General features: G+C 42.9%; 18 protein-coding genes, 4 tRNA genes and 1 pseudogene. 18 read left to right on the top strand and 5 right to left on the bottom strand.

From position 1 onward, the window contains the following. Positions 1-179 precede the first annotated feature (179 nt). The 10 genes and pseudogenes from QE404_RS16730 (at position 180) to QE404_RS16685 (ending at position 12,158) form a co-directional block, all read left to right on the top strand. The gene (locus tag QE404_RS16730; RefSeq protein ID WP_307452408.1) at positions 180-2,897 is read left to right on the top strand and encodes a TonB-dependent receptor; all 2,718 of its coding nucleotides are present in this window, start codon (positions 180-182) and stop codon (positions 2,895-2,897) included. 205 nt (positions 2,898-3,102) lie between these two features. Further along, on the top strand, positions 3,103-3,861 hold the full coding sequence (locus tag QE404_RS16725) for a GEVED domain-containing protein (protein WP_307452407.1): 759 nt from the start codon (positions 3,103-3,105) through the stop codon (positions 3,859-3,861). A gap of 82 nt (positions 3,862-3,943) precedes the next feature. Beyond that, on the top strand, positions 3,944-4,879 hold the full coding sequence (locus QE404_RS16720; RefSeq protein ID WP_307452405.1) for a GLPGLI family protein: 936 nt from the start codon (positions 3,944-3,946) through the stop codon (positions 4,877-4,879). A gap of 134 nt (positions 4,880-5,013) precedes the next feature. After that, positions 5,014-5,268 carry a FeoA family protein gene (locus QE404_RS16715; RefSeq protein WP_294209521.1) on the top strand — a complete coding sequence of 85 codons (255 nt, stop codon included), beginning with the start codon at positions 5,014-5,016 and terminating at the stop codon, positions 5,266-5,268. After that, positions 5,268-7,302, top strand: a pseudogene (gene feoB / locus QE404_RS16710) (ferrous iron transport protein B). The gene QE404_RS16715 and the pseudogene feoB overlap by 1 nt, the downstream one beginning before the upstream one ends. Continuing rightward, positions 7,302-7,454, top strand: coding sequence for a hypothetical protein (locus QE404_RS16705; protein ID WP_307452399.1), 153 nt, complete (start codon positions 7,302-7,304; stop codon positions 7,452-7,454). The pseudogene feoB and the gene QE404_RS16705 overlap by 1 nt, the downstream one beginning before the upstream one ends. 76 nt (positions 7,455-7,530) lie before the next feature. After that, the gene (glmM, locus tag QE404_RS16700) at positions 7,531-8,913 is read left to right on the top strand and encodes a phosphoglucosamine mutase (RefSeq protein WP_307452397.1); all 1,383 of its coding nucleotides are present in this window, start codon (positions 7,531-7,533) and stop codon (positions 8,911-8,913) included. Between the two features lie 41 nt (positions 8,914-8,954). Continuing rightward, on the top strand, positions 8,955-9,530 hold the full coding sequence (locus tag QE404_RS16695; RefSeq protein WP_307452395.1) for a Crp/Fnr family transcriptional regulator: 576 nt from the start codon (positions 8,955-8,957) through the stop codon (positions 9,528-9,530). Between the two features lie 67 nt (positions 9,531-9,597). Further along, positions 9,598-10,572, top strand: coding sequence for a quinone oxidoreductase family protein (locus tag QE404_RS16690; protein WP_307452393.1), 975 nt, complete (start codon positions 9,598-9,600; stop codon positions 10,570-10,572). 206 nt (positions 10,573-10,778) lie between these two features. Then, positions 10,779-12,158 carry a tetratricopeptide repeat protein gene (locus tag QE404_RS16685; RefSeq protein ID WP_307452391.1) on the top strand — a complete coding sequence of 460 codons (1,380 nt, stop codon included), beginning with the start codon at positions 10,779-10,781 and terminating at the stop codon, positions 12,156-12,158. A gap of 45 nt (positions 12,159-12,203) precedes the next feature. On the opposite strand, the gene QE404_RS16680 is transcribed toward QE404_RS16685, so the two are convergent. The 3 genes from QE404_RS16680 to QE404_RS16670 all read right to left on the bottom strand — a co-directional run bounded on the left by QE404_RS16680 (position 12,204) and on the right by QE404_RS16670 (position 14,165). After that, the gene (locus QE404_RS16680; protein ID WP_307452389.1) at positions 12,204-13,085 is read right to left on the bottom strand and encodes a DMT family transporter; all 882 of its coding nucleotides are present in this window, start codon (positions 13,083-13,085) and stop codon (positions 12,204-12,206) included. After that, positions 13,072-13,725 carry a leucyl/phenylalanyl-tRNA--protein transferase gene (gene aat / locus QE404_RS16675; RefSeq protein WP_307452388.1) on the bottom strand — a complete coding sequence of 218 codons (654 nt, stop codon included), beginning with the start codon at positions 13,723-13,725 and terminating at the stop codon, positions 13,072-13,074. The genes QE404_RS16680 and aat overlap by 14 nt, the downstream gene beginning before the upstream one ends. 62 nt (positions 13,726-13,787) lie before the next feature. After that, the gene (locus QE404_RS16670) at positions 13,788-14,165 is read right to left on the bottom strand and encodes a DUF3127 domain-containing protein (RefSeq protein WP_307452386.1); all 378 of its coding nucleotides are present in this window, start codon (positions 14,163-14,165) and stop codon (positions 13,788-13,790) included. Between the two features lie 175 nt (positions 14,166-14,340). Here QE404_RS16670 and QE404_RS16665 point away from each other — a divergent pair. The 4 genes from QE404_RS16665 (at position 14,341) to QE404_RS16650 (ending at position 14,987) form a co-directional block, all read left to right on the top strand. Beyond that, a tRNA-Leu gene (locus QE404_RS16665) sits at positions 14,341-14,422 on the top strand. A 6-nt stretch (positions 14,423-14,428) separates the two neighbouring features. Then, positions 14,429-14,504, top strand: a tRNA-Gly gene (locus QE404_RS16660). Positions 14,505-14,510: 6 nt separating this feature from the next. Continuing rightward, positions 14,511-14,594: transfer RNA gene (locus QE404_RS16655), tRNA-Leu, on the top strand. Between the two features lie 310 nt (positions 14,595-14,904). Then, positions 14,905-14,987, top strand: a tRNA-Leu gene (locus QE404_RS16650). Between the two features lie 140 nt (positions 14,988-15,127). On the opposite strand, the gene QE404_RS16645 is transcribed toward QE404_RS16650, so the two are convergent. Further along, positions 15,128-15,622: a GNAT family N-acetyltransferase gene (locus tag QE404_RS16645; protein ID WP_307452384.1), complete on the bottom strand. Its 495-nt coding sequence runs from the start codon at positions 15,620-15,622 to the stop codon at positions 15,128-15,130. 124 nt (positions 15,623-15,746) lie between these two features. Continuing rightward, positions 15,747-17,432 (bottom strand): hypothetical protein, encoded by a 1,686-nt coding sequence (locus QE404_RS16640; RefSeq protein ID WP_307452382.1) that lies wholly within the window; start codon positions 17,430-17,432, stop codon positions 15,747-15,749. 210 nt (positions 17,433-17,642) lie between these two features. Here QE404_RS16640 and QE404_RS16635 point away from each other — a divergent pair, with 210 nt between their 5' ends. The 4 genes from QE404_RS16635 (at position 17,643) to QE404_RS16620 (ending at position 21,288) form a co-directional block, all read left to right on the top strand. Then, a complete protein-coding gene (locus QE404_RS16635) occupies positions 17,643-18,353 on the top strand; it encodes a response regulator transcription factor (RefSeq protein WP_307452380.1) in 711 nt (236 codons plus the stop codon). 2 nt (positions 18,354-18,355) lie between these two features. Continuing rightward, complete coding sequence (locus QE404_RS16630; protein WP_307452378.1) at positions 18,356-19,759, top strand: sensor histidine kinase; 1,404 nt, start codon at positions 18,356-18,358, stop codon at positions 19,757-19,759. A gap of 169 nt (positions 19,760-19,928) precedes the next feature. Beyond that, positions 19,929-20,423, top strand: a complete 495-nt coding sequence (locus tag QE404_RS16625; RefSeq protein WP_307452377.1) for a hypothetical protein — start codon at positions 19,929-19,931, stop codon at positions 20,421-20,423. Positions 20,424-20,457: 34 nt separating this feature from the next. Continuing rightward, positions 20,458-21,288, top strand: coding sequence for a YoaK family protein (locus QE404_RS16620; protein ID WP_307452375.1), 831 nt, complete (start codon positions 20,458-20,460; stop codon positions 21,286-21,288). Positions 21,289-21,419 lie beyond the last annotated feature (131 nt).

Below are 21,419 nucleotides of genomic sequence, written 5' to 3'. Positions count from 1 at the left end.
TTATACAAATCTGTAATTTTCCTAAAAGCAATAATGATGAAAAGAAAAATTTGTCAGTTCAAAATTATAACTATATTTGTAGTGATAAAAGCTAGTTTTAACCTTTGTCATTAAAAAACATCTTTATACAAGTGTAACAAACCAGACTGTTGTATAACTAATTACTCAAATAATAAACTATGAAAAAGAATGTCTTTCTGTTTCTGATGCTTCTCTTATCTGCGCTTACCTTTGCCCAGAAAACGGTTTCGGGAAAAATTACGGATGAAGACGGTGTGGCTATTCCAAGTGCCAGTGTAACGATTGAAGAGCCGGGCAAAGATGCCATTCTGGCGTATGCCATCACCAATTCCAAAGGAGAATATAAAATTTCTTTCACGTCTTCGGAGCCTAATGTGGATCTTAAGGTGAAGGCATTTAACCAAAAATCAGTAACGAAGCAGATCAGCAATACAGATCAGACACTCAGCTTTAAACTGGAATCCGAGGCAACGGAAATCAAAGAGGTCAAACTGAAAACCCGGATGATTACAGCGCGCGGAGATACCATTTCCTATGACCTTAAAGCTTTCGACAGCAAGAGTGACCGCACCCTGGCGGATGTAATGAAAAAAATCCCGGGTGTGGAAGTGAATGCAGACGGAACCATCCTCTACCAGGGAAATGCCATCAATAAATTTTATGTGAACGGAAAAGACCTTATGGAAGGCGGATACGGGACCATCAACAATTCCCTTCCGAAAGATGCCGTGCAGAAAGTAGAGGTTCTGGAAAACCACCAGCCGGTAAAAATCCTGCAGGATAAAGTGCCTTCCGATCAGGCAGCCATCAACATCAAACTTAAAAATTCCGTAACCATGACCGGGCGCGGGGAAGTGGGAACCGGGTTTGGCGATCCGTGGCTGTGGAATGTAAAGCTTACTCCTATGTTCTTCGGGCAGAAAAGCCAGTGGGTAGTCAATTATAAGACCAACAATACCGGCGAACAGGTGGAAAACGAAGGAAATATTCTGGCTTTCGGAAACAGGTATGAGGGAAGAAGGATCAACGCGTCTCAAAACGATTGGCTGAATGTAGAGAATGCCAGCACGCCCAATTTACCGGTAAAAAGATATCTGATGAACAGCGTACATTATTTATCTGCCAATTACCTTACGAATATTGACGCGAAAAAAGAATGGGAACTGAAAGCAAGTGCCAACTATACAAACAATGCTGTAGAAAGGGAGTCATACAGCCAGACAGACTATTTTTCTACGCCACAAAGGCCAATTGCATCAAGGGTAACGCAGAATATATTTAATAACTTCTATACCGATAAAGCAAAAGGGGAACTGATTTTCACAAAAAATGCGAAAAAAGGATTCTTTAAAAATACAACCAGCTTTTCCCAGTACTGGAATGCTGACAGGGCCGTTGCCAACAGAACAGATTCACAAGCGAATTCCTTGAGAACGGCTAATGAAGCTATAGAGTCACCGACAACATCTTTTCAAAACTCATTGAGTACCATCGTGCCATGGAAAGAAAAAATGGTTAATGTCCTTTCTTACATCAGTTATCAGACAGACAGGCAGACACTGGATGTATCTCCTGCTACATACTTAACGATCCCAGGGTTTACTACAGCAGCCGGAGCCGATTTCGTACGCCAGAATTTGAGATTAAAAACATTTGAGGCCAATCACTCAGCGAATTTAGGTTTTACAACAAAAGGCTGGACTTTTACCCCTGAAATTGGATTCAATTTCAAGACCACAGATTTGGTTTCGGACCTGTTCAATATAACCACCATCCCTTCAGCAAATCCTATTAACCAAACCCCGGCATCTGCTTACAGCAATGATTTAAGTTATACAACAGCAACTCCTTATGGAAGCGTTGGTGTCAATTATAAGAATGATTCATGGATGCTCTATGCGAATTTCCCTGTTAATTCAAATAACATCAAAGCTGATGATCCTGTTAGAAACGTTTCTAAATCAGTCAATAAGGTTACTTTTGAGCCTAATATTTTTGCACAGTACAGTTTCGCATCTTTCTGGAAAACTTCAGTAAATGCCAATATCAATAATAATTTTGGAGAGATCAATACAGCCTATTCCGGTTTTCTGATGACTTCGCCTAACGGGATTAATGCAATGGACATCAATAATCCTATTCCTCAAAACAACAACAAGTCTGCGGGAGCCAGGATTGAATACAGAAACCCATTGAACAATTTATTTTTTAATGTCAATTACAGACTATCAGATGCCAAAAGAAATTTAATTTCTAACCCAATTATTAACAGCGCGGGATATACGACCATGCAATATATTGAACGGGATAATCATGTGCTTACTAACAGCTATAGTGCAGAAGTGGGTAAGTATTTTCCTAAATTCAAAACCAATGCTTCTGTTAGTTACAGCAACAATACTTCTAAATCTGACGCTTTTCTTGATAATATCTCTTATACCAATAAAAACAACAGCCAGTCGTATGGTTTCAAGTTTAATAACACATACTTCAGCTGGATGAGTATTGATTACAATGCAAGTATTTCGAGGACCAAACAGATCAATAGCGGTGAATTGAATACCAATACAGCCAGAAAAGGCTTTACCCATAACCTTGGAGTATTCTTCTACCCTATTGAAAATCATACGGTAGGATTTAACTGGGATCAGGTAAATACAAGTGCCGGAGACCAAAAATACAATAATGGCTTTTATGATGTCTCTTATCAGTTTACCTGGGCTAAGAAGAAAATCGATTTTGAACTGAAATGGCTGAATATAGCCAATAAAAAGGTATTTGAAACCTATGATATAAATACCAATAACATCTCTTATACAAGGATCCAGCTTCGCCCGAGCCAGGTCATGTTTACCGTAAAATTCAACTTTAAATAATTCACTTTTTTTCATTATACACCAGCCTTAACAGGCTGGTTTTTTGTTTAAGAGTCTTGGAAACTGCGTTCAGGATAACGGGAACAGGAAAGTATAACCCTAGAAAAATGGTGTACTGACCATACTTCGGAAGGAAACATTAATTTATCGCAACAATATTGCATTATTAGATTTCTTTAGTATTTTTGTGCCCTAAAATTTATCTATGAAAAAGAAATTGACCGTCTTTCTCTTCTGGGGAGCCCTTATGAATGCACAAAATACACCCTGCACAACCAATCTGGGTGGTGACATAGATCCTGGATTCATTACCATAAGGATCAATAATACGACTTTCAATCACGATACATTTGCTGTACTAACAAGCTTTTACCATGAATACCCGGCTTCCGGACAGACCACAGCAACCCTCACAGCAGGACAATCCTATTCACTTTACACTTCCACTTCTTCGGAAGCTGTGATCGGTCTCTGGATGGATTACAACAATAACGGAACCTTTGAAAGCAATGAATTTACACCTTTGGTGAATTCCATGAACACTCAAAACACCACCACACTGAATATCCCGGCCAGTCTTCCCTCAGGAGCACTCAAAATAAGGTTCAGAACAAGGGCCTACGGAAGCTCCATCAACGGCGGCAATGCCTGCTCAAGTTTCGGCTCGGGAGAAACCAGGGATTATACGCTTACGGTTGTCAACAATGCGCTGTCAACACAAGACATCAGAAAAGAAGCGCAATTGCAATACTATCCAAACCCTGTGAACAATATCTTCTATATTGAAAACAGCATCCCGATAAAAACCATCCGTGTTTTTGATCTTTCCGGAAAGCTTTTGATCAGCCTCCAGCCGGAACAGAAAAAGACCGCACTGGATATGTCTGCATTGCCAGCGGGAATATACATGATCCAGACTGAAACGGCTTCGGGAAAACGGAATGTCAAAGTACAGAAAAAATAGGATTCAACGTACGCGCCAAAAATAAACAGAAAAAAGCTGTAACATATTCCTGCTTTTGCTAACTAATTAGTAAAAAATTAAAATGAAAAAACTATTTTCAATTCTATTGATAGGTCTTTTTACTTTTGGTATGGCACAGGATTCAAAGGATGCCAAGGAAACAGCTAACCGTTTTTTTTATGAGCTGACTTTTAAGCCTAAAAAGGATTCTGCCAAAATTGAAAAAGTACTAACGGCCCTGGACATTGTGAAAGACAGATCGGTATACCGGGACTATACTGTGATCGGCCAGGATTCCATCATTAAAGTGCAGGTAGAAGCGATGCAGAAATCCGGCGTATTCAAAGATATGAGCAAGTCCATCAGGATGCCTAAATTTTCTGCAAAGATCGTGAAGCATTATCCGGATATGAAGATCCAGTATATCGAAAGGATTTCCAGTGGTTTCACCACAATGGCGATCGCCTATAATGAAACCCCGAAATTCAACTGGAAAATTCTGAACGAAAAAGAAAAGATCGGCGCTTATAATGCCCAGAAAGCCACAACTGAATTTGGGGGAAGAAAATGGACGGCATGGTTCAGCACAGACCTTCCGTTCCAGGACGGCCCTTACAAATTTTCCGGACTTCCAGGACTGATCGTAAAAATAGAAGATGAGGCCAAGGACTATTCCTGGATACTTCAGGGCAACAAAAAGGTCCCTAACTGGGAAGAGCTTTCCTTTGGGGAAAAGATTTCAGGAATGAGCCTCAAAGTGACCGAAATGCCAAGGGAAAAGTTTGAAAAAACTTTTAATGAGTTCAAGAAAGATCCTTTTGCCACCGTTAGGCCTATGCTGACGCAGGATATGATGTCCAAAACCATTCCGGGAATGGACGGAACCGTTGGTGATATGTTGAAAAAACAGGAAAAGATGTACAAGGATTTTTTCAATTCCAACGACAATCCTATTGAGCCGCCATACCAGAAACTTGACGTAGGACAAGTGGAAAAGGTAGGAAAAGAAAAGAACTAACACAGTCATTCATTACCATTATATACTCTATTCAACCCAAATGCTTCCAGGTATTTGGGTTGATTTCTTTTATACAATATTGTTATTTAGATTAAATTTAAATAGCGTATATTTGCATCACAAAAAGTAGTTTTTTGAAACAGAAAGATTTACATAAGCTGAGCGGATTTCCCAGAAACAGGACGGGAAAGATATTGGGCTATGATAACCATCAACTGAAAATGCCTAATAAGATCATAGAAATGGGACTTCTTCCGGAAACCATTTTCAGAATATTGTATCAGGCCCCGTTCAATGGCCCGATGTACGTGGAGTTTGGAGAAGAGAGAAGCCGGATCGCCCTTCGTGAAGAGGAGGGGGATTTTATTATTGTTGAACAATTGAATTAATGCAGGAAAATAAAAAAAAACAGATCCTCCTCGTGGGAAACCCCAATGTAGGAAAATCAACGGTTTTTAATACTTTATGCAATAAGAAACAGAAAACCGGGAACTATGCCGGGGTTACTGTAGCCAGTCATTCGGGGCACTACAACTATAAAAGTGAAGTTGTTGAGGTCATCGATTTACCCGGATCATACAGCATTTATCCGAGTTCCGAAGATGAAGCCATCTTTTCTAAATTCCTTATCGAGGAACAGCAGAACTATGCCGGGGTCATCTATATCCTGGAAGCACTGAGCCTGAAAAGAGGGCTGCTCCTGTTCCAGCAAATCCAGGACCTTGGAATCCCCATGATCCTTGTGGTTAACCAGATTGACCAGGCAGAAAGAAGGGGCATCACCATAGATATGGAAAAGCTTTCCCGCTCTTTAGGCATCACCGTCATACAGACCAATGCCAAAGAAGAGATCGGAATAGACAACCTTAAAGAAGCTGTCTTTAAGAACAACTTTGTAAAATCTGACCGTATATCTTTTGATATTCCATCCGAACATAAGGATTTTATTCAGAAAGTAGCCGCTCATCACGGCATGGACAATGAATATAAAGCCTGGATCGACCTTTCCCTGGGAAAAGAACCTGAACGCATACAATCCGCCATGGAGCTGATGAATGAACCGGATGCTAAGAGCCTGGTTCCTAAAAGGCTGCAGGTACAGGAAACGGTAAGAAGATATCAGACCGTAGACAGGATTCTCGCAGATGTCATCTCCAAAAAGCCGCAGTTTAAAGAACTGCTTACCGAAAAACTGGACAGAGTGCTGGTTCATAAGTTCTGGGGTTATGTGGTATTCATGCTGATCCTGCTCATCATCTTCCAGAGCGTTTTTTTCCTGGCAGAATATCCGATGAACTGGATCGATGAGTTCTTTGCCTGGCTGTCTGCCTTCAGTGCTGAGCACCTTCCCGAGGGCCCTATCAATTCACTGGTGTCCAACGGGATTGTACCTGGTGTCGGTGGGATTGTCATTTTTGCCCCTCAGATCGGGATCCTTCTGTATTTCCTCTATCTTTTGGAAGATTCGGGATACATGGCACGGGTTGTTTTCCTGATGGACCGCCTCCTGAGGCCGTTCGGATTGAACGGGAAAAGCATTGTTCCCCTGGTTTCCGGGACCGCCTGTGCAATTCCTGCTGTTATTTCAACCCGGAATATTGAAAACGTAAAAGAAAGGCTGTTGACCATTCTGGTCACTCCCTTCATGACGTGTTCCGCAAGGCTTCCGGTATACAGCATCATTATCGGGCTTATTATTTCAGACGGCACCTTTTTAGGCATAAAATATAGGGCTTTGGTCCTGATGAGCATGTACCTCCTGGGATTTGTTGTAGCCCTGCTTTCAGCAGCGATCCTGAAAAGATTCATCAAAAATCAAGGCAAAACCTACCTGGTTATGGATCTTCCAACCTATAAAAAACCGCTGTTCGGATATGATTTTAAAATGGTGCTCGGGAAAGTCTGGGACTTCATTACCGGAGCAGGAAAAATCATATTTATTGTCAGCATCATCATCTGGTTTCCTGAGTTATTTCGGCCCGAAACAGAATCCCGGTGAAATGGTGGCAACGAACGTGAAGCTTGATCATTCTTACCTGGCCAAAATGGGCAAAGGCATAGAACCGGTGATTGCCCCTCTGGGATACGACTGGAAAATGGGGGTAGGAATCTTAACCAGCTTTGTGGCCCGGGAAGTCTTCGTAGGCACAATGTCTACTCTGTACAGCCTGGAAGATGATGCGCCCGAAGTGAAAGTTATTGATAAGATGAGACGCGATGTAAAGCCTGACGGCCAAAAGGTATTCAGCTTTGCAACAGGAGTTTCCGTACTGCTGTTTTACGCGTTTGCAATGCAGTGTGTTTCCACACTTGCAGTAGTCTACAGGGAAACCAAAAGCTGGAAATGGACCGGCTTTCAGGTAATCATGATGACCGGTTTGGCATACTTTGTGGCGATGTTCGCATACCAGATTTTAAAATAATGGACCTTTCGTTAATCATACAGTATATTATTGTCCTCCTAATTGTAGCATTTGCCTGTTACGCGCTGTTCAGGATGCTCAGGAAAAATTTTGCACCCAGGAAGTTCAGCTCCAAAAGAAATGGCTGCGATAAAGACTGCGGATGTTCATAACTTTCTGTGGCGACATCACAAATAATATTTAATTTTGCCTGATATCAATAATCAATCAGAATTAAATAAACACAGAATGTCACTAATAAAAAGTATTTCAGGAATCCGCGGAACAATCGGAGGAAAAGTAAATGACAATCTCACCCCGCTGGACGTGGTGAAATTTGCCTCTGCATTCGGGACCTGGCTCCAGAATAAAAACAATAAAAAAGACCTTACGCTGGTTATCGGCAGGGATGCGAGAATATCCGGACAGATGGTTTCCTCTCTGGTAACCTCTACCTTGCAGGGACTCGGAATCCATGTGGTTGACCTCGGCCTGTCTACTACCCCTACGGTAGAAATCATGGTGCCCGAACTCCATGCTGACGGCGGCATTATTCTTACTGCTTCCCATAATCCTAAACAGTGGAATGCCCTGAAGTTACTGAACGAGAAGGGTGAATTCATCAGCGGGGAAAACGGTGCTGAAGTTCTGGCACTTGCTGAAAGTGAAGACTTCAACTACGCAGAAGTAGACGACCTCGGAAAATACGAAACCAGAGACGATGCCTTCGACATCCATATCAAGCAGATCCTTAACCTGCCAATGGTAGACGTGGAAGCCATCAGAGCAAAAAAATTCAAAATCGTCCTTGATGCCGTGAATTCCACAGGAGGAATTGCCATCCCGATGCTGCTGGATCAGCTGGGCTGTGAAACCATACTGCTGTACTGCGATCCGACCGGTGAGTTCCCACACAATCCAGAACCGTTAAAAGAGCATCTGGGTGATATTTGCGCACTGGTAGAAAAAGAGAAGGCTGACTTAGGAATTGTGGTAGACCCTGATGTGGACCGCCTTGCGCTGATCGATGAAAAAGGAGAAATGTTCGGGGAAGAATATACCCTGGTTGCCGTTGCGGATTACCTGCTGAAAAACAAAAGCGGCGCAGCCGTTTCCAACCTTTCATCCAGCCGCGCATTGAGGGATGTGGCCAGAGGCCATGATTCGGAATATTTTGCCAGTGCAGTCGGCGAAGTGAATGTAGTTACTTTGATGAAAGAAAAGAACGCAGTAATCGGCGGCGAAGGAAACGGAGGAATCATTTATCCGGACCTGCATTACGGAAGAGACTCATTAGTAGGTATTGCCTTGTTTTTGACCCACTTGGCAAAAGAAAACAAAACGGTTTCTGAGCTGAGAGCCGGATACCCTGAATACTTTATGGGCAAAAAGAAGATAGAGCTTACCCCTGAAATTGATGTGGACGGCATTCTTGCCAAAATGGAACAGGAATACCAAAACGAAGAAGTATCAACCGTAGACGGTGTAAAGATAGATTTTGAAAACAACTGGGTACACTTGAGGAAATCCAATACGGAACCAATCATCAGGATCTATACGGAAGCCGCTACCCAGGAAGAAGCAGACCGCTTAGGTGACGATATCATCACAAAAATAAAAAGTTTGATTTAATCAACCGGAACGGAGACAAGGCTCCGTTCTTTTTTTACAGCATGTTTGAACATATACAGAACAGGTTCTCTTTCCCGAAGGAAATCCAGGCTCGTTACAGAAGAAACTTCACCAGGATCTCTGTTCCAGCAAAAACCATCCTTTTAAAGGAGAACCAGGTTTCAGCCATAGCTTACTATATTGAGAAGGGTATTGTAAGAGCCTCGTACAACCACGACGGAAAAGATATCACCTTGCAGTTTTTTATGGAAAATACCATGTTTTCTTCTCTGGAAAGCTTCAGAAAAGGACTGCCGAGCATGCTTTCATTCGAGACTGTTGAAGCATGCATCCTTTGGAAGATCGATAAACCGACTGCAGATAAGATCCTGGACGAAATGTATGAAGAGGCGGAACTCAGGAATGCATTCATGGATTCTATTTTTGAAAGGATGTTTGACTATATGAAGCACTTTTTCTCTTTCATCAGAGACAGTCCGCAGGAACGTTACCTCAATCTGTGCAGGGACAATCCGGACATTATCAAAAGAGTTCCGCAACATTATATTGCTTCTTACCTGGGGATTACTACGGTACACCTGAGCAGGATCAAAGCTAAAATCCTGAATAAAAAATAGCAACCGATAACAAATGTTATTGCCTGCCGGAATGCTTTAAGGATAATTTTGCTTAAAATAAACAGCAATGAAAGCAGCAGTTGTATTCAGAAAAGGGGAAATCCCTCAATACGCAGAATTTCCTGATCCGGTGGTTAAGAATGACCACGAGTCATTAATAACCGTAAAAGCGGCCTCAATCAAGCATCTTGACCGGGCAAGAGCCAGCGGGAAACATTATTCCACGGAAAACATCGACCAAAAACCAGCCATTATAGGCAGTGACGGAGCAGGCTTGCTGGAAGACGGCTCAAGGGTTTACTTCTTCAGCAAAGAAGGCACGGTGGCGGAGCTATCGGTCGCAGATAAAAAAATGACGGTTCCAATTCCCGACGGACTTGATTTCCCGACTGCCGCGGCATTGCCAAATGCCGTCATGGGCTCTGCCATGGGATTCCGTTTTAAAGCCGGTCTACAGGAAGGGGAAACCGTTTTAATTAATGGAGCTACAGGAGTTACAGGAAAAGTTGCCGTACAGATCTCCAAATTACTGGGAGCCAAAAAAGTGATTGCTACCGGAAGAAACGAAAGCGCTTTACAATCCCTCTCTGCCTTGGGAGCCGATAGCATTGTTTCTCTGACTACCAGTGATGAAGAATTTAAGCGAAACATCTCAGATATCCATGCTGAAACGCCGATTGATATCGTGTTAGATTACCTTTGGGGCCATTCGGTGGAAAATATCTTATCTGCCCTAAAAGGGGACGGGCGGTTTTCCCATCCTACAAGGCTGGTTTCAGTAGGAGGAATGAGAGGCGACACCCTCCAGTTGTCTTCCCAGATTTTACGCGGAACGGATATCCACATATCGGGGTCCGGACTTGGAAGCTGGTCAAAGGAAGAGATGAACCTGCTTATTTCCGAGGTAATTCCTCAAATGTTCACAGCTGCAGTGGACGGAAAATTAAGTATTGAGACAGAAACCATTGCCCTGGAGCACATAGAGGATGCATGGAAAAAAGATATTGCCGGAAGGAAGCGCCTGGTTGTGTTAATAGGATGATAATCTGCTCTTTTTATCCACAATTCTTTCATACTAATATTCTTTTTACTATCTTTAAAATAGAAATTTACTAAGGATAAATGTCAAAAAAAAATCGCAACTTTGCACAGATATTGAAATGTAAATTTCAGAAGTAATATTAATTTAAGAAGTTTGTCGAGGTTTGTAAGCACATTCAGACATTGGCCGACAAAGGAAAACGAGTATTGGAAGAATATTTTGAAAATGAACTGGTAAAACGGTTCGAAGAAATGATGGAGAATCAGGATGAATTCTATTTCGATACAGAAGAACTGGAAGACATCATTGTTTATTATCTGGAGCTGGGTGATTTCAATTACGCGGACCAGGCAGTGAACTACGGGCTTAAGCTTCATCCCAATTCCCTGGATATCAAAATAAAGAAACTTGAGATCCTCCTGGAATGGGAAGAATATACTCCCGCCAAAGATCTTATTGACGAGCTGAAAGGTTCCTCTATGGAAAATACGGATTTCCTGGTTTGTTACGCGAAGTACTATTCAAACCTTGGAAATCCAAGAAAGTCCATTGAAATCTGCAAAAAAGCACTGGAACTGAAAGAAGAGGAAAATTTCCTGAATAACTTTATCGCAGACGAATACGTTAATCTCGGGGATCCGTTCAATGCACTTAAGTATTACAAAAATGCCTTGAAAGAAGATCCTACCGACGATTATGCGCTGGAAAACTGTATGCTCTGCTACAGTGACCTGAACAAGAGTGATGAGGCGATAGCCTTCCTCAATGAATACCTGGATGAATTTGCCTATTCCGAAACCGCATGGCTGGAATACGGTCAGTTTTACTTTAACAGGAAGAATTATGAGGAAGCCATCCGCGGATATGATTATCTGCTGGCAATCAATTCTAGCTCAGTAGGCGTTTATGCTAATAAAGCAGCCTGTTATGAAGCTTTGGGACAGTATAAAAAAGCGATTGAGATCTATGCGGAAATGCTGGAGCTTGAATACACTAAAGCATTCACCTTCTATAAGATCGGCTTATGCTATAAAGCTCTTAAACAGCCTATTATGGCCCTCAATGCTTTTCAGAAGTCCCTGAGGGAAGATCCGCAGTTCTACCTGTCTATGATGGAGCAGTCTTATCTGTATGAAGAAATGGGCGGCATGACAGAAGCCCTGCATTTTGCCCGTGAGGCTACGCACCTGAACGAGAATAACCTGGACTACCAGAAGCGTCTAGCCTTTCTTTTCATCGACTCCGGAAAATTTGAAGAAAGCCTTTCGTGCCTGAAGAAACTTGTGGAGGCTGAGCCATCACGGTTTTACAACTGGTACGCCTATTCTGAAGTACTGATGCTGTTAGGGGAATATGAAGAAGCTGTTACCGTACTTCAGGAGGCTTTAAGGAACCACCACAGGGCCGAGCTGTATTATCAGCTGAGCAACTGTTATTTTAATCTTAAAAATCAGGAAAGAGGGGCAGAATCCCTCAACAGGGCATTAGACCTTGACCCTTCCCTGGTTCAGGATATGCAGAAAAAATATCCTTATCTGAAAGATGAGATTAAAAAAGGGAAAACCAAAGCGAAAAAGAAAAATTAACCTTGGTTTATATAATTTACTATAGCCTGCCTTTGTGGCAGGCTATTATTTTTTATCTGATTTTGTCCTTAAAAAGATCAGACCCGCCAGAATGATTCCTGCCCCGGCAAACTGAAGGAAACTGAGTTTTTCGCCATCCAGTATTCCCCAGATGATTGCAACAATCGGCATCAGCAGAGTTACCGTAGAAGCAAAGAGGGGCGTTGATACCTTTAGCAGCCTGTAATTCATCATCATGGCCAGTCCGGTCCCGAATACAGACAACAAACTCACAAACATAAGCCCCAGCATCGTATCTTTCGTAAAGCTAAAGCCGGAGAAGAATCCCGTAAAGGTTAAGGCAACGAGCGACGGCAGAAACAGGATATAAGAGAATACGAAAGCAGATAAAACCGTAGAAGAAACTTCCATCAGCTTGGATTTTACCGTTGTGGTACTCAGGGCATAACATAAGGTAGCCAGCAGCAGGAGTACAATTGGAAACAGCTTGAACTCTGTCCCTTCCTGTCCTCCGAAGGCCAGCAGACAAACCCCGGCAAAGCTGATCAGCGTGCCTATAATCTGCTTTTTGGTGGTGTGGAACTTCCATACCAGTGCCCCGACAATAATGACAAAGATCGGCATCATGGAATTGATGATTCCGGCAATGCTGCTGCTTACCTCTGTCTCTGCAATGGGAAAGAGGAACATCGGAATGAAGTTTCCTGTAAATGCGGCCAGCAAAAGCCATTTCAGGTGGTGTTTCGGAAACTTTTTATATTTTGATATGGCAACCGGCATAAGGATGATACCTGCGATCAGAACCCTTAAAGCTCCAACCTGATAAGGGCTGAAATGTTCCAGGGACTTTTTGATAAGAATAAATGAGGAGCCCCAAATGAGACTCAGTACCGCGAGGAGAATCCACTTTTCTTTATCTTCGTTCATTATTCTGGTATAAAATGGTTAAAAATTCTTTTTTTGAAATCATTTCCGCACCCAGGCTTTCCAAGTGGTCTGTATGTGACTGGCAGTCTATGATGTCCAGCTCATTCCTATGCGTTTCTACAAAATGGATAAACCCCGCTTTGGAAGCATTGCTGACTTTAGCAAACATGCTTTCCCCGCAAAATACTCTTCCCATCTGGATTCCGTAGAACCCTCCCACCAGTGCTCCATCCTGCCAGACCTCAACACTCTTGGCCAGGCCATATTCATGAAGCTGGATGAATGATTGCATGAGTTCATCTGAGAGCCAGGTTCCCGACTGATCTCTCCTCCGGATCTGCTGGCAGTTGCTGATGACGGCCCTGAAATCCTGATTTTCCGTAAAAGTAAACACATTCCGGTTCAGAATCTTACGCATGGATTTGGACACGTGCAGGCGGTCGGGGAATAATACGAACCTGGGATCCGGGCACCACCAAAGGATTTCCTCATCCGGATTGTACCAGGGAAAAATGCCTAAAGTATAGGCAAACCAGACTCTTTCCACGGAAAGGTCACCGCCGAAAGCAATAACGCCCTCATGCCCGTCGTATAAAAGCGGATCCGGGAATGAAATCTCATGTTCATCGAGTCGAACCATATGATTACGGGAAAAAAAATCCCACTTAAAAAGCAGGATTGAATTTTTCTGATTGTATCTGATTAAAAAGGTAAATCGTCATCATCATCCCCTGCAAAAGGATTCTCGTTGGAAGTTTGGGACGAAGATGATGAAGGTGCAGCCTGGATAGGTTCTGAACCGTTATCGGAAACTTTTTCCAGCCTCCATCCTGTGATGGAATTGAAGTATTTTGTTTCGCCCTGTGGAGAGACCCACTCTCTTCCTCTGATGTTGATGCCCACTTTCACGTTCTCGCCTTCTCTTACATTATCCAGCAAACTGATCTTGTCAGACAGAAATTCTATATTGATAGGCTGCGGATACTGCTCCTGCGTCAGAATAACCATTTCTCTCTTTTGAAATCCGCTTGCAAACGTTTGGGTTTCAGTGATTTTCTTTACCGTTCCTTGTAATTCCATAACATAATTATTAACGATGTAAAAGTAAGAAAATGAAATGTAATAATGGAGCATCCGGAAAAAAATTGCAGTTTTTTTATTTTTTTCCTGCAAAAGTTTGGAGGCAAAGAAAAATGTCCTATATTTGCACTCACAAAAACGAGACAAGATCTTTAAAATACGACTTAACAAAACTGCGGATGTGGTGTAATTGGTAGCCACGCCAGACTTAGGATCTGGTGCCGTGAGGCGTGGGGGTTCGAGTCCCTTCATCCGCACAGTTTGCGAAAATAGCTCAGTTGGTAGAGCACAACCTTGCCAAGGTTGGGGTCGCGGGTTCGAATCCCGTTTTTCGCTCCACGCCATGCCCTGGTGGTGGAACTGGTAGACACGCAGGACTTAAAATCCTGTGCCTCTTTTGGCGTGCGGGTTCAAGTCCCGCCTGGGGTACATAAAAAAAGCTGATAATTTTACATTATCAGCTTTTTTTGTTTTCAGTATGCATGGATAATGAATTTACTCACTGATAAGATTTCACTTTTTAAGAAAACAATCCACCTTGTCACGGCCTAAAGACATGTCAGGGTTTCTCTACTTATAATCCCGCACAGCATCAGAAATTTAAAAAGTTGATTTTAAACCTACTATCCATTTTTCTGGACTGTGGCATAAAATTTACACTATCTGTCTTGAAATTATTCTGAAAAACGCGTATATTTGTCCTCACAAAAAGGAGTTCTTTATCATACAACCTTAAACTGCGGATGTGGTGTAATTGGTAGCCACGCCAGAATCAGGATCTGGTGCCGATAAGGCATGGGGGTTCGAGTCCCTTCATCCGCACAGTCAGGAAACATTTTCAGCATACATATATATCTGATTTCGTTTCACTAAAAACCAACCTCCGCAATTGGATTGCGGAGGTTTTTTGTTTTAATAAGCCTGGTGGTAGAAACTGACCGGTTATTTAAAATCTGTATTGATTATGAAGCATCGAGTTCCATGATCATCCATACTGTACATGAACCATGTCCTGAATCTCCCAAAGATTTTTCGAGCAGCGTAAAGCCCATTTTTTCATACATGCTTACCGCTTTGGCAAACTCAGGAAGACTTTCTAGGTAAATCCTTTGATATCCAAGTTCTTTCGCACTGCGGATACTTTGATTCATTAAAGCCTGGCCAAGGCCTTTTCCCCTTGCTTCCGGGCGAAGGTAGAATTTCACCAATTCCGCACAGTCTTCGGGTAGCCCCTGGGTAGGATATATCCCGCAACAGCCGGCAATATGCCCATCCAATTCCCCTACCCAAAGCACAGAACCCGGTGTTTGGAAAAGCTCATGCAGCTGATCCGTTGTGGGATCCGAAAAAACAGTTCCTTCCCGAGGAGCATCATGTTCTTCAAACGTATCTTTAATGAGTTTCGACAAAGCCTTATTGTCTGTTGGCTCAACTTTTCTTATGATCATTTTTTCCATAGCATGATTATAGATTCAAGATAGTGTTTTTCCCTGAAATACGCTTTATTACTGCACTCTTTCATGGAAATTACATTTTTTTTATTATAAGCTGATGCTTATGCTAAGCTTCTGTGACCACAGATTATTTCCCGAAAAGCTTTTTAAAGAAGCCGCCCTGCTTTCCCGTTTGTTCCCGGGCAATTTTCAGGTTATCCTGTGCAGTCTGGGAAAAATTCAGATTAAGGGATTTCTGCAGGTTTTTTGCCGCCTGTTCATAATTTCCGAGGTCAATCTGGGCCGTTCCGATATGCTCATAAATCTCTGCCACAATATCATTGGAAATACCATCCTGTTGAGGCAATACAGCTAATGCCGATTCACCGTACTGTACCGTGGCTTCATCTTCCCTCAGGTTATACGCACAATGTACCGCCCAGTAATAACACCAGAAATCATTGTTGCCTGCCTCTATGCTCTGCCCGAAACTATCAAGGGCATCATCACTTTCTTTCAGATATACTTCCTGAATATATCCTTTGTTGTACAGGGCTACCTGTACAGATCTTTCCATCCCTTTCTCGATCCCGAAATAGATGGCCTGCTCATAGCATTCCAGTGCTTTCTCCCATTGCCCTTCTTTTACAAAAGTGTCTGCCCTGCTGATCATCAGGCTTGGGTTGTCCTGCATTGTTTCCAGCAGCTGATCTGCTTCCCTGGCATTTTCAGTATGGTCCGTATCGATATCCAAGGCAGCAACAGCCTTGGCCCTGTTAATGAAAAAATTGGTAATACATCGGGTCATTTCCGCATCCTGCAGGATAGGTTCTGACGGATTGATCTGATCATAAATTTCCAGTCCTCTGTCTGCCCATTGGAGGGTTTCCTCATAGTTTCTGAGTTCGAGGCAGCTGATGCAGACAGTATCTACCACACTGAGAAAAGAAATGATGTCCATCTGGTCTGCATACTCATCCAGAAGCTGCTTCCCATCCATAATGGCCTGTTCAGGCATTCCGGCATACATATGGTTGCTCATTCTGTTCATGAGGATGACGAGAAACGGACTCTGTTCAATACCCTCGGTTCCGATGGCAATGGCTTCCTGATATCTGCCTTCATGGCTGAGCTCCCCCGCCAGATTATTGCAGCACATAGCGAAAGTATGGGGGTCATCATTCAGGTGATCACCGGCCCTGTGCACAACGGCATCTTTATAAAGCTGATAGGCTTTTTCGTACAAATGCTTTTTCAGTGCAGTGATGCGCTGCTGTTCTGTTTCCGGCATGTCAGGATACTGTATCAGGATCCGGTTGAGTTCTACACCGGCATTGTAGGCTTCCATTCCTGATCCGGTACCATCGGAAAGGATAAGCCCGGAAAAATCCGGATCCTGCTGATCCTGATTTCGGATGTTGAACATGCGGATCTGGAGCACCGGTGATGGCTGTATGCTATGGGCTTTCTCGTAATACGACAGTGCCTCCGGGCCGCTTCCGAGCCAGTACAGCGCTGATCCGGCATTGCGGCTGCACTGATAATGGAGAGGATCTTTTTCAAGTCCCTGGTGGCTCCACTGAAGGCACTGGATAAGGGCACTTTCCCTGTCTTCATCAAAAATATCATTATAGTCAAGGGCGATGAGGCCGAGGATGGCGCAGAGATCCGGATGGTGCTGTGCTGTATTGAGGGTGTTCACATGCTGAAATATGCGTTCCAGCTCATCATCATCATCCGGAAGGCCGTACCCGTCCACCCAATATTTTGCGGCTAAGGGATAATTATTGTCCATAAGCGCATTCCACGCTTCCTGGTTCAGGGATTGTTTCATAATATTCGTTTTGTTTCAACTTCGGAGTATAACAAGATTACTCATTTAAGAATAAACCGGCACAAACGAATTCATATCCGGCAAACCTGTGTTGATATCCTGTTTACTGTAGTTACTGTACGGAACGGCCGCGATGCCACGTATAGAACTGATCGCCTGTAGCTGCTACTCAGATTTATTTCCTATTTTTGTGTTATTCGCATACTGCCCATGAAGAAAATCATCCTTATTGAAGACGAAACCAGCGTAGTCTCTTTCATCAAGAAAGGACTGCAGGAGAATGGCTACGAAGTTTCTGTCGCCTTCGATGGAAAAACGGGGGTAAAACTGGTCCAGTCTAATGACTTCGACCTGGTGATCCTGGACATTATGCTGCCAGAAATGAACGGGCTGGATGCCTGTAAAGAGATCAGGAAAACAAACCCGCATGTTCCGATCCTGTTCCTAACCGCCCTGGGCACGTCCGAAAACATCGTGCTGGGCCTGGAAAGCGGTGGTGATGATTATCTGGTGAAACCATTTAAGTTCATTGAACTGGTAGCGCGCATAAAATCTTTGCTCAGGAGAAGCAATGCCCATAATGGCATCCAGGAAACAGCAGAGCCGGAAGCAGATAAGGAATATATCTTCCGGTTTTCAGACCTTGTTGTCAATGACTATACCAAGACAGTAACGCGGGGCGGGGAAGAGGTTTCGCTGACTTCCACAGAATATAAGCTTCTGCTGTATTTCATTAATAATCCTGAAAAGGTCATCTCCCGAGCTGAAATTTTAGAGGCTGTTTGGGGCGTTAATTACGAACTTGGGACCAATGTCGTGGATGTGTACGTTAATTACCTGAGAAAAAAACTGGATTATCAGGAGGACCAGAAGCTGATCCATACTGTAATCGGTATGGGATATGTCTTAAAAAAACCATAGGAATGTTCAATAAAGTAATGACCAACCAGACCAAAACCATGGTGCTCCTCATGATGGTTTTTACAGCAATCATCCTGCTTTTCAGCGGCCTGGTTTACTTTTCGATTGTTAACTTTTCCCATCAGCGGTTTTATGAGCTCCTGAAGATCCGTACAGCAACCATCATTCAGATCGAAAAAGGCAAAGAACACCTTGACCTGCCGGAAAACCATATCCTGAACCGGCTGAATGATGAGGAGCTCCCCATGGAGCGGGATTATGTTTTTGCAGTACCTTCAGATTCCAACTTCAGGAAAATATCTCAGGAAGTACATATCCCTTCTTCCTTTTTTAAGAATATAGTGAAGCAGGGGGAAGCTAACTATAACGACAAGGAGTTCTACTATATCGGCCAGACTTTCAGATATGGCAGCAAGGACTATATTGCCATTGCTTCTGCCAAGAACCATTACGTAGTGTATTACCTCGGGTTTTTAAAAAGGACACTGATCACGTGTATTGTGCTGTCCCTGTTTTTCAGTATGATCTTCTCTTTTTACCTGTCCAAAACGTTATTCAGGCCTATCCTGAAAATCACCGGAAAGGTAAAGGAAATCAGTTCCGAGAACCTGCATCTCAGGCTGGAACCGCAGCCGGACAATAAAGAACTTAATGAGCTGGTGGATACCTTCAACGATATGCTGAACCGTATTGAAACCTCATTCGAGACCCAGAATCACCTGATAGGCAATGTTTCGCATGAATTAAGGACACCGCTTACCTCTATTATGGGAGAAGCAGATGTAGCTCTTTCCATTACACGGACAACAGGAGAATACCGCGAAACTCTTGGCATCATTCTGGATGAAGCGGAAAAACTGGACAGGAAGATCAAAGCTTTACTGATGATCGCCCAGACCGGTTTCGACGGAAAAATCCAGAAGATGGATAAGGTCCGAATGGACCAGCTGCTATGGGATGTAATTGAGACCCTAAGGAAAATTGATGCCCGCAACAATATTTTTCTTGATACCAGCATGCTGCCGGATAATCCCAAAAAACTTAAAGTACAGGGGAACGAGCAGCTGTTGCACCTTGCTGTGGCCAATATCATCAGCAACGGGTGCAAATATTCAGATTTCCAGCAGGTTAAAGTTTCTCTGGGAGCCACAGACAATGATGTTTACCTGATTGTGAAGGACAATGGCATCGGGATTCCGCAACAGGAAATGAATAAAATTTACGACCCCTTCTTCAGGGCCTCGAATACCGACAATTATGAAGGGTACGGGATCGGCCTTCCGCTGGCCAGGAATATCGTGAGGATGCACCACGGTGAACTGCTGGTTACCTCACATGAAAATTACGGAACCACCGTACAGATCCGCTTCCCTAATTTCTACAGCATGCAGAACGAGGAAGTATAAACATCACCTGTTGCTCCTACCCCTTTACGAATCAGCCTCGTCATTATTTTTCCATTTCTAATCCCATTTTAATCTCCTTAATGACATTTTAATTTCATTCCAAAGCTCTTCTAATACTGTCGTTTTAGTTTTGTACTATCAAAAATAAGATAACACAAAACCTAAAGATATGAACAGGACCATTTTAATTGCCACAGACTACTCGCTGGAGTCCCTGAATATTTTGAAAAAAGTTCTCAAAGAAAAAGATGAGTCGGGAGACCAGCATCAGTACCATATTCTTTTGGTTTCGGGTTATGATACCGGCGATTCTATCAGGGACCTGCTGTTCAATACGAAAGGTACGATCTTCAATAAAATCAGGCCCAAAGAATTCTGCGAAGCATACAGCATCATCAGAAACAAATATCCTCACCTGATCAGTAAAATCACCTGTGATATTTTCACCGGCAGTTTCCAGCGTACGTTTAACCAGTATGTAAAATCGAATTCGATTGATGAAGCCTATTTTTCTCCATCTGTCAGAAGTAAGGAAAAGGGAATGTTTGATATGATCCCTTTTATCAAGAAAAACAAAGACTTAGAATCGCGCGAGATTTCGCTGGATATCCGCGAGAAACTTCCTGAAAGAGGGAAACTCGCTGAGATCTTTGTTGAGGTATGATGATTTGAAAAAACACTTTAAAAAAAATTAGAACATGTTAAGAAAATACAGTAACAGCAGAACGTTGGGAGATAATATAAGGCTGGGGACGCTCACTGCTTTTACCGCAGGAACCATCAACATTGCCTCGTTGCTGATCTTCCTTTCCTTTACTTCCAACGTAACAGGGCATTATGCCATTTTTGCAGCAGAAATCAGCAAAGGCAACTGGTCACAGGTTGCCGTAGTGGGAGGATGGATTTTCCTGTTCTTTTTCGGGGGTTTTGTATCCAACTTCATTGTGATCAACTTTAACCAGAAGAGCAAGTACTTTGCCCACGCCATGCCGATCGTACTGGAGATTATATGCCTGATGTTTGTAGGGGTTTACGGACAAATATACTACAGACAGACGCTCGGAGAAACCGAAGCACTGGTTGCACTCATGCTGTTCGCCACAGGACTTCAGAACGGACTTACGGCCAGCATTTCCAACTTCTCCGTTAAGACCACCCACCTTACGGGGACCACAACGGACCTCGGAATCCTGTTTTCCATGTTTACGCAGAAGAAATTCAGGAGCAATCCGGAGCTTACCGCGAGAGCTAAGCTTCTGATGAGTATTATGGTCTCGTATGTTATGGGAGCCATCTTCTCAGGCCTTACCTATTACCATCTTGAATTCAGGGTATTCTATGTCATCAGTGCCTGTCTGCTGGTAGTGATTGGGTATGACGCCTATAAAATCCATTTAAGGCATTTCAATACGCAATACCGCTATGCAAAAATTTATAAGAAACCGAATATGGTCGCTTACCTGTATGATAAAATCCATGGAGAGCGTCCTGAAAAAAAGGAAAAAAGGAAACTCGTCTTCGATAAATAATAAAAAACAATATCAGTATTAATTTTGTGTAAACTTAGCTGAAGCAATCCTCTAATTCTACCTGCAATTAGGGGGTTGTTATTTTATCCACATCAAAGACCTTGATAAAACGTTCTTAATTGTTGATAATT

The sequence above is a fragment of the Chryseobacterium camelliae genome (assembly GCF_030818575.1).
GTDB classification, from domain to species: Bacteria; Bacteroidota; Bacteroidia; order Flavobacteriales; family Weeksellaceae; genus Chryseobacterium; species Chryseobacterium camelliae_A.
Note: the sequence above shows the minus strand (reverse complement) of the source record. Positions and strands in the feature narration are given on the sequence as shown.